The 14,895-nt window shown below is 62.6% G+C and carries 11 protein-coding genes; 2 read left to right on the forward strand and 9 right to left on the reverse strand.

The window, feature by feature from the left end; genetic code table 11:
- Nucleotides 1-869 precede the first annotated feature (869 nt).
- Genes ABD742_RS06335 through ABD742_RS06345 form a run of 3 tightly spaced genes read right to left on the reverse strand, consistent with a single transcriptional unit; the run spans nucleotide 870 to nucleotide 3,928 of the window.
- On the reverse strand, nucleotides 870-2,123 hold the full coding sequence (locus ABD742_RS06335) for a hypothetical protein (RefSeq protein WP_234747985.1): 1,254 nt from the start codon (nucleotides 2,121-2,123) through the stop codon (nucleotides 870-872).
- Nucleotides 2,113-2,868, reverse strand: a complete 756-nt coding sequence (locus ABD742_RS06340) for a TIGR03943 family putative permease subunit (protein ID WP_234747983.1) — start codon at nucleotides 2,866-2,868, stop codon at nucleotides 2,113-2,115. Before ABD742_RS06340 ends, ABD742_RS06335 begins: the two co-directional genes overlap by 11 nt.
- 7 nt (nucleotides 2,869-2,875) lie before the next feature.
- Nucleotides 2,876-3,928: a permease gene (locus ABD742_RS06345; RefSeq protein WP_372460880.1), complete on the reverse strand. Its 1,053-nt coding sequence runs from the start codon at nucleotides 3,926-3,928 to the stop codon at nucleotides 2,876-2,878.
- A gap of 495 nt (nucleotides 3,929-4,423) precedes the next feature.
- Between ABD742_RS06345 and ABD742_RS06350 the strand changes: the two genes are divergently transcribed.
- Nucleotides 4,424-6,814: a polysaccharide deacetylase family protein gene (locus ABD742_RS06350; RefSeq protein ID WP_234747979.1), complete on the forward strand. Its 2,391-nt coding sequence runs from the start codon at nucleotides 4,424-4,426 to the stop codon at nucleotides 6,812-6,814.
- A gap of 792 nt (nucleotides 6,815-7,606) precedes the next feature.
- Here ABD742_RS06350 and menE read toward each other — a convergent pair.
- Genes menE through ABD742_RS06380 form a run of 6 tightly spaced genes read right to left on the reverse strand, consistent with a single transcriptional unit; the run spans nucleotide 7,607 to nucleotide 14,184 of the window.
- Entirely contained in the window at nucleotides 7,607-9,166 is a 1,560-nt protein-coding gene (gene menE, locus ABD742_RS06355; protein ID WP_234747977.1) for an o-succinylbenzoate--CoA ligase, read from the reverse strand.
- 40 nt (nucleotides 9,167-9,206) lie between these two features.
- Nucleotides 9,207-10,574, reverse strand: a complete 1,368-nt coding sequence (locus ABD742_RS06360; RefSeq protein ID WP_234747975.1) for an MFS transporter — start codon at nucleotides 10,572-10,574, stop codon at nucleotides 9,207-9,209.
- A gap of 44 nt (nucleotides 10,575-10,618) precedes the next feature.
- Entirely contained in the window at nucleotides 10,619-11,074 is a 456-nt protein-coding gene (locus ABD742_RS06365; RefSeq protein WP_234747973.1) for a MaoC family dehydratase, read from the reverse strand.
- A gap of 42 nt (nucleotides 11,075-11,116) precedes the next feature.
- The gene (locus tag ABD742_RS06370) at nucleotides 11,117-12,343 is read right to left on the reverse strand and encodes an acyl-CoA dehydrogenase family protein (RefSeq protein WP_234747971.1); all 1,227 of its coding nucleotides are present in this window, start codon (nucleotides 12,341-12,343) and stop codon (nucleotides 11,117-11,119) included.
- Between the two features lies 1 nt (nucleotide 12,344).
- Nucleotides 12,345-13,241, reverse strand: coding sequence for an amidohydrolase family protein (locus tag ABD742_RS06375; RefSeq protein ID WP_234747969.1), 897 nt, complete (start codon nucleotides 13,239-13,241; stop codon nucleotides 12,345-12,347).
- Between the two features lies 1 nt (nucleotide 13,242).
- Nucleotides 13,243-14,184 (reverse strand): SDR family NAD(P)-dependent oxidoreductase, encoded by a 942-nt coding sequence (locus ABD742_RS06380; RefSeq protein WP_234747966.1) that lies wholly within the window; start codon nucleotides 14,182-14,184, stop codon nucleotides 13,243-13,245.
- Between the two features lie 123 nt (nucleotides 14,185-14,307).
- Here ABD742_RS06380 and ABD742_RS06385 point away from each other — a divergent pair, with 123 nt between their 5' ends.
- Nucleotides 14,308-14,778, forward strand: coding sequence for a MarR family winged helix-turn-helix transcriptional regulator (locus tag ABD742_RS06385; protein ID WP_234747963.1), 471 nt, complete (start codon nucleotides 14,308-14,310; stop codon nucleotides 14,776-14,778).
- The last annotated feature ends 117 nt before the right edge of the window (nucleotides 14,779-14,895 follow it).

Here is a 14,895-nt window from a genome sequence, read left to right on the forward strand (position 1 = left end):
TCGATATATATACGGTCGAAGCAAAGCGTCTAAAGTGATCGGGCTTCGTGTGAAGAGCGTGTGCGCCACCCCCACAAATGCTTCCAAGTTGGGTGCAGGAACAGTTTTATCAACCATGGTAGGGGAGAAGCTCCGGTACGCATTTCCTGCAACGCTCCGCTGCTGCTCCTTGTCCACCGGACGCCCGCGCTGTCAGTAAACGACATATGGACCTTCTCTCCTTCTTTATGACCATGGAGCGCCGATTGACTGATCTTCTGAGGCGCCACCAATCTAGTGGGTCTAAACGATCTCTTGTCGCCGCTGCCCCACGTCAAAACCTCATAGATTGGAAGCACACTGTGATTTCTGACTATGCACATCATGCCTGGAACCGGGCTCTCGTACGCTGCACCAACTTCGACCGTAATGGCGGCTGCTTGGGCACGGCGTTGATCGGCAACTTGACGACGATAGACTGCCGCGGCCACTAGGAACGCGCCGCCCGTTGCAACCGCTCCGGCCGCGGCCCCAGTCGCATTTATCCAATCCGTGATCTCACTCATGACTTGGACATTAGGTGAGAGGCAGGTTTTTCGCTAATCGGGCTGGGAATCGTCGTGGTGGACCGCTATGGACGAATACCGGGAAAATTTGCCGGTGTGCCAAACAGTTGCCTTAGGCTGTGCTGGCAGGACACGGGCGAAGCAATTTGTGTCTGCCCCATTGGCAATCGGAGTTGTGTGAACCACCCACTTTTTGTGATGGGTCGAGACATCCTTCATGGATGAGTCGACTTATCGGTTACACCCCGGTCTTCGGACCGGGGTGTTTTTCTTTATCCGGTAGGGTGCACCAGACCTCCGGAGCCAGCTGTTGCACGGGTTCGCTCAACCGCACCAGCTGGGGAGGAAACCGGGAACGCTTTTCAGTACGGTGCCCGATTTCAAGTCCACGAGGTCGGTCCGCATGGGGGTCGGTTCGGGGAGGACGGGGTATTGGTCGCCGGCATATTGCGGTGCCGCTGTTTCGACGGCGAGGTAGTCGCTGGCCGGAGAGACACAGGTATCCAGGATGCGCGACCAGGCAGCGTCAGGCCGGTAAAGCACGCGCGAGCCGTTCTTGTCGGTGAGATTGACCAAAGAGGTCTCCTTCCCGGCGTCGAACTTTCTCACCACCTGCGCGTACTGGCCGGAACCGCCGAGGACCGAGGGCTGGCCCACGGTGGTAGTGGCGCTTTGGTTGTTCTCCGGGGGGACACCTCCCGCGAGGGTCGTCGGCGTGAGTGCACCGTTGGAGAGATTGAGGGTCGAATACCGTGGCGGGTCTATGCCCACCTTCAACCCCGGGTCGCTCACGGCAAGTTCGTTCGTGCTGGGGAATCCGAGGATTCCGGCATGCGTGCCCAAAGGCGAGACCTTGCCGGAGTCCAGCGGGTCAATGAGGAACATGGACTGGTCGTCTGCCTGTGCCACCAAGGTGGCCGCGTCGGGTACAAAGCGCCAGTCCGTCGCTGTGACCGGACCGTGGATGCCCTGGACGGCCCACGGAGCCGAGGACGGTTTGTCGACGTCGTAGACGAAGAGTGTTTTCCAGTACTGGCCAGTGGCCGAAGAAGCGGTGAAAGTGAAGCCTATGAGGTGTTCGGCCCCTGCCGCATGAACGTTGGCCACCGTCCCCAGGCTTGGCAATGGAACAAGCGTTGGCGGGCCGCCGGTGAGGGGGACCATCTCAAGGGAGCTGGTGTTGTCCTCGTTGAGGGTGACGACGGCGAGGGCGGAGGGCAGGGCGGCATACTCCTGGATGCGGGGGGCGCTGACAATGACAGTGCCCTGATCGCTGCCGGAGAGGCTTGTGCCGAGGATGGTGTCCGGCTTCTTCAGCCCTGAGTTGTCTTTGCCGGTGTCCCTCTGCAGGGTGTACAGCGCAAAGGCGGCAGGAGTGGCGGAGCGGGCGAGGGCCGAGGTGGAATTTGCGTGCGGCAGCTTCGAAAGGTTCGCTACCGTCAACCCGCCCGCGAGCACGGCAAGAATCGCGATGGTCCCGTAGAGGCGCCGGGCAAAACGGCGTCCAGCCAGCAGTTCTGCTGCGGCAGCAATCGCTGCAGCCCGTTTGGCTGAGACGGGACGGCCCTTAGTAGACATAGGGCTGTGCCGGCTGTGTGGTGGGCTTGATGGAGTCCGGAATCAGAACGATTGCCTCGCGACTGGCCGCGTTGGGGTTGGCGCGGAAGCTGCTGGTGACCGTGACCCAGCTATCGGTTTTGTATTCGTTTTGCCACCCGGGGTGATAAACGGGAACGCCAATCGGCTGGGCATCAACAGCACAGCAGGTCACCACAAAACGGGTCACGAAAAAAACGTTTGGATCTGTCTTGTCCGCACTGACGAACCCGGTCACGGTGGCAGTCTTGTCGGCAAAAAAGTCCTGCCCTGCGCCGGACCGAAGCAACGATGCCCAGTCCCTCACCGTGAACGCGGAATAGTCTCCCTTGCCGGGCAGTGCGGGTGCTTTCAGGGTGAGGGCGGATGCTGAGCCGTTGAGGTCCCGCTGTGCAACAGTGGCAGTGGTAAGGGTCGACGGCGGCAGGATCAGCAAGGCGACGACGGCGGCGATGATGGTCAGCACGCTCCCGACAGGCCACAGCCAGCCCCATCGCGAACCGGGCTCATCGCCATGCTCGTGCTCGTCGCCGTGCTCGTGCCCGTCTTGGGCAGTTGGAGCAAAGGCGAAGGCCGCCAGGGCGAGCACTCCTGCGATCACCGCCATGATGACCGTGAACACGAAATACCGTGGATGGATATACAAGGCAAGCTGCCCTGACAGGCCCAGCCAGATCGTCGCTGTGAGGCCGATCAGGCTGAGGACCACGCCCTGCCACCGGCTCACGAGCCGCCTAATGACCATAGTTGACCGCCAATCCGAGGACCGCCGCGCAAAGCGCCACCAGCAGGCTGAGCTGAAGGAGGGTTTTCGCGGTAAACGTGGTGCGCATCAGGGCGAGCATTTTCACGTCGATCATGGGCCCGAAGACGAGGAAAGCCACGATGCCTCCGGGCATGAAGGTTGCCCCGAACGACAGGATAAAGAAGGCATCCACGTTTGAGCAGATCGCAACGACGAAGGCCAGCAACATCAACGCCAGGACAGACCAGACGGGATTGCTGCCCAGGGCGACCAGCACTTCGCGGGAAACGGCAACCTGGATCAGCCCTGCCATGCCTGCACCAACAAACAGGGCAGGCATCATTGCGCGCGTCTCCTGGGAGAACATCTGCACGCTGCGCCGCACCCTGCCGGCATCGCCGTCGTGGTGGTCTGCCAGCGAACATGTCTCCTGGAACCGGGCGGTCAGCAGCTCCCCGGGCCGCGGATGCCGGCTGTAGATCCAACCGACAAGGTTGGCGATGAAAAAACCGCCCAGGACACGGGAGGCCAGGATGCCGTTGTCCCAGCCAAACGCCTGCGCGGTGGTGACGATGGTTACGGGGTTCAGGATCGGTGCCGCAAACAGGAAAGTCATCGATTCCGCAACCGTGAGGCCCTTGACCACCAGACCGCGGGCCAGCGGAACATTGCCGCACTCGCAAACCGGCAGCAGCATTCCCAAGAGCGAGAGGACCAGCCTCCGCAGCACCGGGCTCCGGGGCAGGCGGCGGAGCAGCATGCCCTCCGGCAGCCAGACCTGGACGGCGATCGAGAGGACAATCCCGAGGAAAACGAACGGCAGGGACTCGACGACGACACTGATCGACAGCGTGGCAAAGTCGCGGGCGGCGTTGGGAAGCCCAAAGACCTCCGGCGTCGATGGTGCCAGCACCCGCACGACCGCGAACAGTGCAATGAGGGCGAGGCCGACGATGAGACCGGCGGCAGACTTCGACGTGAAAGCACGGGACGGGCTTCCGTGCTCGCGTTCCGGCTGTTCGCGTTTGTCGACTGCAGGCAACGTCACAGTCACTCCTTACTCCTCGGACCCGGTCGGGGACACCGGAAGGGGCTGCGAAAACCGACTGTACACGCCGGTCACGTTTGCGACTAGCCTGTCAGCCCTACCGGTTTTCACGCCTGGCGTCGCTCCGCTACCCGATGCGCGGGACACCGGGAAGAAACCGAGTGGCGGGTGCGAAAGACAGGTAGCCGACACTCAAGCCGCTGTGTGGGAACGACAGTATTTTGGGGAGGGTCGACCACCTGCGGGTGTGGGTGGCCGTCAGAGAATGCCCGTTCCGGTTTCGTTCGGGCCATATCCAGGCAGGACATGGGGGACGAACCGCATTTGTGAAACGAGTTCGGTCTTATGAAACGATCCAGGCAGGGTGGCGCGCAATCCCAACAAACTTCTGCGGGGGCAGACCGGTGGACGGTTCCCTCGCTGCCCGAACGGGGCCGAAAGTGGAAAATCCTGAAGTCTCACTGGACCGGCGCTACGGCTATTGGCACCGTGGTACTTGTTCTGGCGGCATTCTTCAACGCGATCCTCTTGGCACCGGCAGCCCGGGCGGCCAGCCTCGTCACCGTGACCCTTACGTTCGATGACGCCCACCTCGATCAGATGGCGGCCGCGGCTTACATGAACTCCAAAGGCCTGCACGGAACATTCTTCACTCCGTCAGGCTTTCTCAACTCTGACTCTTTGCACATGACAACTGCTCAGGCGCTCGCGCTTCAGTCAGCGGGAAACGAGATTGGGGGGCACACCGTTACCCACCCCGACCTCGCCCAGGCTGACACAGGCGAGGTTACCCGGCAGGTTTGCGATGACCGCACAAACCTGACAAACATGGGGTTGCGCGTAACGAACTTTGCGTACCCCTACGCCTCGTCAACCCCCGCCATCGAGACCATTGTTCAAAGTTGCGGCTACAACAGCGCCCGTGGATTGGGTGACATTGCCAGCCAGATTCCTGCTTCAGCCGGCATGCCCCTCTCCGAAACCATGCCGCCCGCTGACCCATATCTCACGAAGGCGCCGGATCAAATCGACAGCACGTGGACACTGCAGAACCTGAAGGACCTGACCCTCAAAGCCGAGCCCGGCGGCGGCTGGATGCAATACACTTTCCACCACATCAACGTCGCGAACAACCCGCTCAACGTGAGTACTGCAAACTTCAATGCCCTCATTGACTTCCTGGTGGCCGAGCAGGCCGCGGGACGGATCATTGTCAAAACCGTCGACCAGGTGATCGGTGGCACTGTCAAGACCAATCCGGCCGGCCCGCCGCCACCTGCGCCCATCACCTCCGGAAACCTTCTCCGTAATCCCGGTTTTGAGACCGCCGGCCCTGTCGCCGGAGGGGCGCCTTCGTGTTGGGTTCCGGGGGGCTACGGCAACAACACCTACACCTACAGCACGGTGACCGGGGCCCACACCGGGACTGCCGCCGAACAACTGGTGATGACCACCTACCTGGACGGTGACGCCAAAATACTGCCACCGCTTGATACAGGCCAATGCTCTCCGACGGTGACGCCGGGCAAGAGATACACGATGTCCGCCTGGTACAACTCGACGGCGAATACCCAATTCGAGCTCTACTACAGGCTGGGCCAGGGCAACTGGCAGTATTGGACGTCGAGTCCGCTCTATCCTCCTTCCGCGGCCTACACCCAAGTCACCTATACCTCTCCACCCGCGCCTGCCGGTGCCACCGCCATGACCATGGCCCTGACCCTTACCAGCTTGGGAACGCTGGTTACGGACGACTACAGCCTGACGGAAGCGGTGCTACCGCCCGGCGCGTTCCAGCCCTTGACGCCGATGCGCTTGCTCGACACGAGGACGAGCAGCGGGCCGGTGGCTCCCAACGGGACCGTCTCATTCCAGGTCGGTGGAGTGAACGGAATACCGGCAAGCGTCTCAGCGGTGACGTTCAACCTGACGGTCGCGAACTCAACTTCATTCGGGTTCGTCACGGCCTACGCCTCCGGTACTGCGAGACCTAACGCATCCAACCTGAACTATGACACGGGACAAATTGTCCCGAACAGCGTCACGGTTCCAGTCGGCGCGGACGGCAAGGTCACGCTGTACAACCAGTCCACCGGCACGGCACAACTGATCGCCGACGTTTCCGGGTACTACGTCGCAGGAACAGCGGCCGCCGCGGGGGCCTTCCAGCCGATCGCGCCAACCAGGTTCCTCGATACAAGGAACACCCCCACGCCCGTGGCTCCCAACGGGACCATTTCGGTCCAGGTTGGCGGCGTCAGCGGAATACCTGCAAACGTGTCGGCCGTGACCTTCAACCTGACGGTCGCCAACTCGACTTCATTCGGGTTTGTCGCCGCCTACGCCTCCGGAACCCTGAGGCCAAACGCATCCAACTTGAACTACGCCACAGGGCAAATCGTCCCGAACAGGGTGACGGTTCCGGTTGGGTCAGACGGCAAGGTCACGCTGTACAACCAGTCCACCGGCACTGCGCAATTGATCGTGGACGTCTCGGGATACTATCTGACAGGCGTTGCGACGCTCCCGGGCACGTTCGAGCCGATCGCCCCAACGAGGTTCCTTGATACAAGGAACACCACGGCGGTGCCAGGGGACGGAACAATCTCGTTCCAGGTAGGTGGTGTCGGCGGAGTCCCCGCCACCGCCGCTGCGACGATTTTCAACCTCACGGTCGCCAATTCGACGTCCTTCGGTTTTGTCACAGCCTATCCGTCCGGAGCACCACTCCCGAATGCCTCGAACCTGAACTACGCCACCGGACAGATTGTCCCTAATAGCGTCACTATCCCCATAGGACCAGATGGGAAGGTCAAGCTATACAACCGTTCCAGCGGCACCGCGCAGCTCATTGCGGATGTCTCGGGCTATTTCCTCTAACCAGGCGTGAAAACACCCCGGTCTTCGGGCCGGGGTGTTTTTTCTTTGCTTGTGTGTTCTTTGCCGGGGATTGTTGCCCGGGCCGGAGATTCGCTATTCCATTCCCAAGGTCTTAGTGGTTCGGACTCCGGGCTGCAGGCTCGTCATGCGAGCTGTCGACGTTGTCCGCGGGACTTCCGGCTTCCCCGTCGCGATGTTTTGCGGCGCGTTTGGGATCAACCAGCCTCCGCCGCTGGTGTCCAAAGACCATCACAACGGCTACCAATGCGGCTCCGACGAGGACCATCACGACCCATATCCATTGTTGCCCGTCCACGTTCTCCCCAATCTCAGCCCGTCGGCTGGGTCCGGCATTGTGCTGCGAAGGCCCTCGCCCCGTCTGCCTAGGCTGGGAGGGCGGGCCCGGTAAGGAGCCAGTCTTTCTCCTGATGGTTTGCGTAGGCGATGCACCGACCCCGGTTCTTGAAAAGCGGGTAGTCCATTCAGCAAGCCCCCTTGCTTTTTTGGCTGCGGCCCCTCGCCAGTCCGGGCCCAGTCGTTGCAATCCGCCCATCTGTTGTCGCATGGACGCTGTCCGACACGTTAGGACTGCGGGGAGTTGCTGTCTTGAGTAGTCCCTACTTGTTTTCGGGGATTCCTACGCGACCGCTGTTCCGGTCCGTCGAGTGTTGTTGTTAACCAGTTCAAAAGAAAGGTCACGACGGCGGAATTCACCTTCGCGGTTCAGTCGCTCGATGTCCTCTTCCGTGCCGTGGCGGAGCTGATACGCCAAGCACCTGAGAAGCGGATCCCTCAGGAAACGGTGCTCCGGCGAAGCTCGCTTTTGCGGATCTTTCCGCTGGCCGTTCGTGGCATGTCGTCCACGAACACCACAGTCTTCGGGATCTTGTAGCGGGCCAGCCTGCCGGCCAGGTGCTCCTTGAGTTCGTCCTCGGTCAAAAGGGCTCCCTCGCGGAGCACCACCACGGCGCGTGGCACCTCGCCCCACTTCTCGTCCGGCACGCCGATGACCGCTACGCTGCCCACGGCGTCGAGTTCACCGATCGCTTGTTCCACCTCTGCCGGGTAAATGTTCTCGCCGCCCGAGATGATCATGTCCTTGAGCCTGTCCGAGACGAAGACGAATCCGTCTGCGTCCTTGTAGCCCATGTCTCCGGACTTGAACCAGCCGCCGTCCTCATACGATTCGGCAGTGGCATCGGGCCGGTTCCAGTATTCGTGGATGACGTTGGGACCCTTGATCTGGATTTCCCCCACCCCGCCCTGCCCGGCAAGGCCGCCTGCGACGTCGGCGATCCGGACGTCGCTGAAGAAGTGCGGGAGCCCGGAAGAGCCCGCTTTGTCCCGGGACCTGGCGGCGGGCAGCGTGGTGGCTCCCGGCGCCGTCTCGGTCATTCCGTAGCCGTTGGAGAAGTGCAGTCCCCGCGCCTCGTACGCTTCGAGGACGCGCAGGGGTACCGCCGATCCGCCGCAGGTCAGCTTGTTGAGGGAGCCGAGGTCCGACGTCGCCCAGGCCGGATGCTCGCAGAGCATCTGGTAGGTGGTGGGCACCCCGCTGATGGTGGTGGCTCTGTGCTGCTCGATGAGCTCAAGGGTGCGTTGGGGATCGAACCTCGACTCCAGGACCACGGTCCCGCCCTTGAGAAGCGTAGGCAACACTCCCATGTCGAGCGACGCTACGTGGAACATCGGCGAGATCATGAGCGCAACATCGCTGGAAGAGAAATCGAAGTCGACAATCACGTTGATGCAGTTCCAAGTGATGTTGCCGTGGGTCAGCAATGCACCCTTGGGGCGTCCCGTGGTTCCGGATGTGTAAAGGATCATGGCCCCGTCATCGAGCCCGATTTCCTCGTCCAGATGCAGGGGCGCTCCCGAGGCGACGACGTCCTCATAGTCCTCCGCCGCCGTCGGGGTTTCGCTTCCGGAAGCGGCGCTACAGTCGCCCGGGAGGGAATCGCCGACGACGACGCGCCGGCTCACGAGGGTGCCTTCCGCGCCGCTGGCCGCAAGACCGTTGAGGCTCGCGGAGTGGATCAGCGCAACGGCACCGCAGTCCTCAAGCTGGAAATTGATCTCCGGCGGCGCCAATCGGGTGTTGAGGGGCACGAAGATCGCGCCGAGCTGCCCACAGGCAAAAAGCGTTTCCAGGAAAGCGGGATGGTTTTCCCCGAGATAGGCCACCCTGTCGCCCTTGGCAACGCCCCCGGCTTTGAGGGCGTTGGCGAGCCTGTCCGATCGTTCCGCAAATTCCTCATAGCTGAGTCGGCGGTCTCCGGAGATCAGTGCAACCTTGCTTCCGGACTTCGGGCGGCGGCGCTGCAGCCACGAACCGATGCCAAAATTCTCCATGACGATCCTTTCTGATTCCCAAGCTAGACCCTTCCCGGCCTCAAGGCCGGACGGTCTGCAAATCGTTGTTCTTCGGTTCCCGGGTCAACAGGATGAAGATGATGGAGACGACGGACATCGCAGCCAGATAGAAGACCACCGAGGCGGTGTTCTGGCCCGAATCCTTGAAGATCTGGGCCACGATTCCCGGCGTGAAGCCCGCACCGAGGAGCGTCGCGAGCTGGTAACCGAGCGAGGCTCCCGTATAGCGGGAAGTGGTGCCGAACTGCTCGGACACGAAGGCGGCCAGTGGCCCGAAGAGCGTTGAGTGGATCATCAGGCCGACCGTGAAGGCGACGAAGACAAGGAGGATGTTGTTTGAGGACAACAGCTGGAACATCGGGACCAGATAGGCGATGAAGAGTACGAGACCGCCGATCATCACAGGTCTCCGGCCGAACTTGTCCGAGAGCCTGCCGCCAAGGATCACGAAGGCGATGGAGATGAAAGAAGCGGCCGCGAAGGCATACAGCACGCCCTGGCGGTCGGCGCCTTTGGAGACCGCGAAGGTGACCGCGAACGTTGCCAGCACCACCTGGAGCGCAAAACCGGCGGCACCTGCGAGTATAGTGAAGATCAGGGTCTTGGGCCGGCGCAGCACCTGGAGGAGCGGGATGACGGGCTTCGTGGCGGCGCGGTTGTCCGCGGTCCTGGCCACTCTTTCCTGCTCTGCCGCCCTTTCCTGTTCGATGGCGGCTTGGAAGATGGGGCTCTCGGATACTTTCAGCCGGACGAACATGCCCACTGCGAGCAAGACAAACGAGAGCAGGAAGGGAACGCGCCAGCCCCAGGCAAGGAACTGGGAGTTTGGCAGGGCCGAGAAAGCGCCCATGATGAGGGTGCCGAGCACGGCGCCCGACGGCGCTCCCGCATTGACGAACGATGCCGCGAAGCCGCGTTTCCCCGATTCCGAATGCTCCAGAGCCATCAAGGCGGCTCCGCCCCACTCGCCGCCCACGGCGATGCCCTGGAAGACCCGGAGCACAACAAGCATCACGGCTCCCCACGGACCGGCCACCGAGGCGCCCGGGACCAGGCCGATCAGCGCGGAAGCCAAGCCCATAACCAACATGGAGACGATGAGCATTCCCTTTCGACCCAGTTTGTCGCCGAAATGCCCGAAGATGACCCCGCCCAGCGGACGGGCCACGTATCCTGCGGCGAAAGTTCCGTAGGCGGCCACGACGCCCACCCAGTCGTCCATTCCCGAGAAGAAGACCTTGGGGAAGACGACTGCTGCGGCTGTGGCATAGAGAAGGAAGTCGTAGTACTCGATGGTGCTGCCCAGGTAGCTGGAAGCAATGACGGTGCGTGCTTCCTTGCGCTTGGTAGCCGCGTCCATGGATTGAAGCTGCGATATTTGGGACATCGTTGTTCCTTAAAGCAGGGGTGGGGGAGTGCCGCAGAAGCGGGCTATTTGTAGAAACGGGCGAGGAATTCGGCCACGACTGCGGGGCGTTCCTGGCCTTCGATTTCGATGGTGTTGGACACCTTGATCTGGGCGCCGCCCTTGACCTCGGTGACTTCGGCGATGGTGGCTTGCATACGGATACGCGCGCCCACCTTGACCGGGGAGGTGAAACGGACCTTGTCCAGGCCATAGTTCACTTTCGTGGTCACGCCTTCGACGTCGAACAGCTCGCCCCAGAACGGGATGATGAGCGAGAGCGTGAGGAAGCCGTGAGCGATCGGGGCGCCGAACGGGCCGTCCTTGGCGCGTTCCGGATCGACGTGGATCCACTGCTCGTCTCCGGTCGCGTCCGCGAACTTGTTGATCTGTTCCTGGGTGATTTCGCGGTATTCGGTGACGCCGAGGTCTGTTCCGGCGAGGGTGAGCAATTTGTCGAAGTCGACGACGAGATTGGGCATTGTTGCCTCCTGGTGGTTGTGGTGGGTGAAGAGAGTGTGGGGTTATCGGGTGAAGGCGCTCTCGCCCGTGAGTGCGCGCCCGACGATCAGGGCGTTGATTTCGTGTGTTCCTTCGTAGGAGTAGACGGCTTCGGCGTCGGCGTGGAACCGGGCAACATCACTCTCGAGCGTGATTCCGTTGCCGCCTGCCAGCTCGCGGGCCAAGGCGACTGTTTCCCGCATGGCCAGGCAGCTTTGCATCTTGGCGAGCGCGGAGTCCTGGTCTCGGTAGACGCCGCGTGCCTGCTGTTCGGTCAGCCTGACCACGAGGGACAGGCTTGCCGTGAGGTTGCCAAGCATGCGGGCCAGCTTTTCCTGGACCAGCTGGAAGGAACCCAGCGGGCGGCCGAACTGTTGGCGCCCGCGGACGTAGCGGAGGGCTGCTTCGAAGGCGCCGGCCTGGATGCCGGTCGCGATCCAGGCGACATCAGAGCGCATGGCCCGGAGCATCGCCGCCACGTCCTTGAAGGAGTTCACGTTGTGCAGGCGCATGGATTCGGGGACCCGGACGCCGTCGAGCGTGATGTGGGCGTTTTGCATCATCCGCAAGGAGGTCTTCCGGTGGATCTTCTCCAAGTTCACCCCGGCTGCCTGGCGGTCCACGAGGAACGCCTTGACCTGTCCGTCCGCGACATCGCGGGCGAACACGGCCAGGACATCCGCCGTGGAGGCGCCCCCGATCCAGCGCTTCGCACCATGGAGCACCCAGTCATCGCCGTCGCGATCCGCGGTGGTGGAGAGTCCGCCGGCAATGTCCGAGCCGGATTCCGGTTCAGTCAGCGAGAAGACGCCCTTGAGCGAGAAATCGATCACACGCGGCATCCACTCGCGCTGCTGCTCCTCCGAGGCGCCCACCCGTATGGCGGTGCGGAAGAGGCCGGCTTGCGCCGTATACCACGTAGCCAGCGAAGCATCCGTGCGGGCGAGTTCGAAGATCCTGAAGCCTTGGTAGATGCCCCGGGCAGGAGCATTGTTTGTGCCCGAGGTACCCGTCAGTTCCGCCGGTTCCATCAGGTCCAGATCGATGAGCGGCCGGGCCAACTGGGAAGGGAACTCGCCGCGCTCCCAGTAGTCCGCCAACAGTGGCTTCGCTTCGCGGTCCAGAAAATCGCGCAAGCGGCCCAGGACCCTGCGCTCGTCCCCGGTGAGGAGGGACTCGGCGTCGTAGTAGTCGCAGATGTCGTAGAGGCGCTCCGCCGCCCCTGGCTCCACGTGGGTTTCCAGGCTCATGTCAGCCGTCCAATCCGAGTAGGCGCACGGCGTTGTCCTTGAGGATCTTGGGCCGGACTTCGTCCTTGAGCGGGAGCTCGGCGAAGGCGGCCAGCCACTTCTGCGGCGTGATGAGCGGGAAGTCCGTGCCGAAAAGGACCTTGTCCTGCAGCACCGAGTTGGACATGCGCACCAGTGACTCGGGGAAGTATTTGGGGGACCAGCCGGAGAGATCGATGAACACGTTGGATTTGTGCGTGGCGATGGAGTTGGCTTCATCCTGCCAGGGGACCGAGGGGTGGGCCATGATGATCTGCAGCCCGGGGAAGTCCGCGGCCACGGCGTCGAGCAGCAGCGGGTTGGAGTAGGCCAGCTTGATGCCGTAGCCTCCGGGCAGGCCGGCGCCCATGCCGTTCTGGCCGGTGTGGAAGATGGCCGGGAGGCCCAGCTCCTGCAGTGTTTCCCAGAGCGGATAGAACTGCTCGTTGGAGGGATCGAAGCCTTGCAGGCTCGGATGGAACTTGAAGCCCCGGGCGCCCAGGTCGATCGCCTGGTGCTTGGCGCCTTGGATGGCCTCGGCGCCGGTGCGTGGATCCACGCTGCCGAAGGGGATCAGAACGTCGTTGTTGCTGGCGGCTCCCGCGATCAGTTCGGGGATGCTGTTGGGCTCGTGCTTGAGCTGGGTGCGGGCGTCCACGGTGAAGACGACGGCGGCCATGTTCAGTTGCCGGTAGACCTCGGCGATCCGGTCCAGCGAGGGCGTGCGGTCCTCGGCCTTGAAGTACTTCGCGGAAGCTTCCGTCAGGGCCTGTGGCAGGGATTCGTGGCCGTGGCCGTCCACTTCGAGATGGACGTGCATGTCGATAGCGTCAAGTTTCGAGGCGTCGATGCCGAGTTCGTAGCGCTGGGGTGCGGCCATGTCAGCGGACCTGAGCCGCGGCGGCTTCGGGCTGCAGTTCCTCCGGGAGCGGCAGGAATTCCTCGCCGACGCTCTGGAGCTTGTCTCCGAACAACGGGCCGAAGTTCTCCACGAGGTCCTGGTAACCCCAACCGCCTTCACGGTATTCGGTGGCGGCGGCTTCGGGGTGGGTCCATAGCTGGAGGCGGTCTCCGCCAGCGCCGATGGTCTGGCCGGTAATGCCGGCCGCTTCGTCGGAGGCGAGGAAGGCAATGAGCCCGGAAACGTCGTCGGCCGTTCCAAAGCCGAGCTCGTGGCGGAAGAAGCGCGGCATGGCCTCGCCGCGCTCGTCTGCCTCCACCGCTTTCCGGAAGTACGGGATGGTCTTGGTCATTGCCGTCGCGGCCACGGGAATGACGGCGTTGGCAGTGACGCCGGCCTTCTTCATCTCCAGTGCCCAGGTCCGGACCATGCCCACGATTCCCGCCTTCGCTGCAGCGTAGTTTGTCTGGCCGAAGTTGCCGCGCTGCCCGGTCGGGGAGCCGATGGCGATGATGCGGCCGCCGATCCCGTTCTCCTTGAAGTAGCCGAATGCCTCGCGGGCGCACGTAAAGGTGCCGCGGAGGTGGACGTTGATGACCAGGTCGAAGTCTTCGTCTGTCATCTTCAGCAGGCTCTTGTCCCGCAGGATGCCGGCGTTGGTGACCAGGATGTCCAGGCGGCCAAATTCCGTGACGGCCGCCTCCACCAGCTGCTTCGCCGCTTCTGTGCTGCCTACGGGAGCGACGACGGCGACTGCCCGGCCGCCGTCGGCCTCGATGGTCCGGACCGCTTCGCCGGCCACCTCGGCGTCGACGTCGTTGATGACCACTGCCGCGCCCTGACGGGCGAGTTCCCGGGCGTAAGCCAGCCCCAGTCCCCGACCGCTTCCTGTGACAATCGCTACTTTTCCTGTCAGGCTCATCGCTGCTCCTTTGCTCGATACCCGTGCATCCAAGCCTTCGGCGTGGGATGCTGTTCTGTATCCATGAAAATACTTATAGTTGAAAATGTCAACGATTGATTTTGAAGATTATTGGAGTTTGTTATGACGATCGAGGCGCAGGACGAGCAACAGGCTGCCACGAAGGACCGGCTGGTCGCCGCTCCGATCAGCCAGGACGTGGGTTTCCTGCTGGCCAAGCTCCATGCAGGCGGATCGCTCGTGAACAACCGGGCGCTTGCTGAGTTCGACCTCAAGGAGCGCTCGTACTCAGTGCTGATCCTGGCCAACAGCGGCCTGGAGCCCACCCAGCGGGAGTTGGCGGACTTCCTCAGCCTTGACCCCAGCCAGATCGTCGCCTTGGTGGACGAGCTTGAAAAGCGGAAGCTCGTGGCCAGGGCGCCAGGCAAGCAGGACCGCCGGGCCAAGACGGTGACTGCGACGTCGAAGGGGAACCAGTTGCTTGCCCAAGCAGCCATTGCGGCCCGCCACGCGGAATCCGAAGTGCTGGCGGCGCTGGACGAGGGGGAAGCCGCCCAGCTCAAGGCACTGCTGCGGAAAGCGTTATGGGGCTAGGCATTGTGGGGTTAATTTCCCCATCATCAGCGGCGTGACAGAGTTCACCCACGGCGTAGGACAGAACGGACTAACCGAAGCAGCGTATTCGTTGATATAGACACCACCGGTTACAGG

The organism is Arthrobacter ramosus, assembly GCF_039535095.1.
Taxonomy (GTDB): Bacteria; Actinomycetota; Actinomycetes; order Actinomycetales; family Micrococcaceae; genus Arthrobacter; species Arthrobacter ramosus.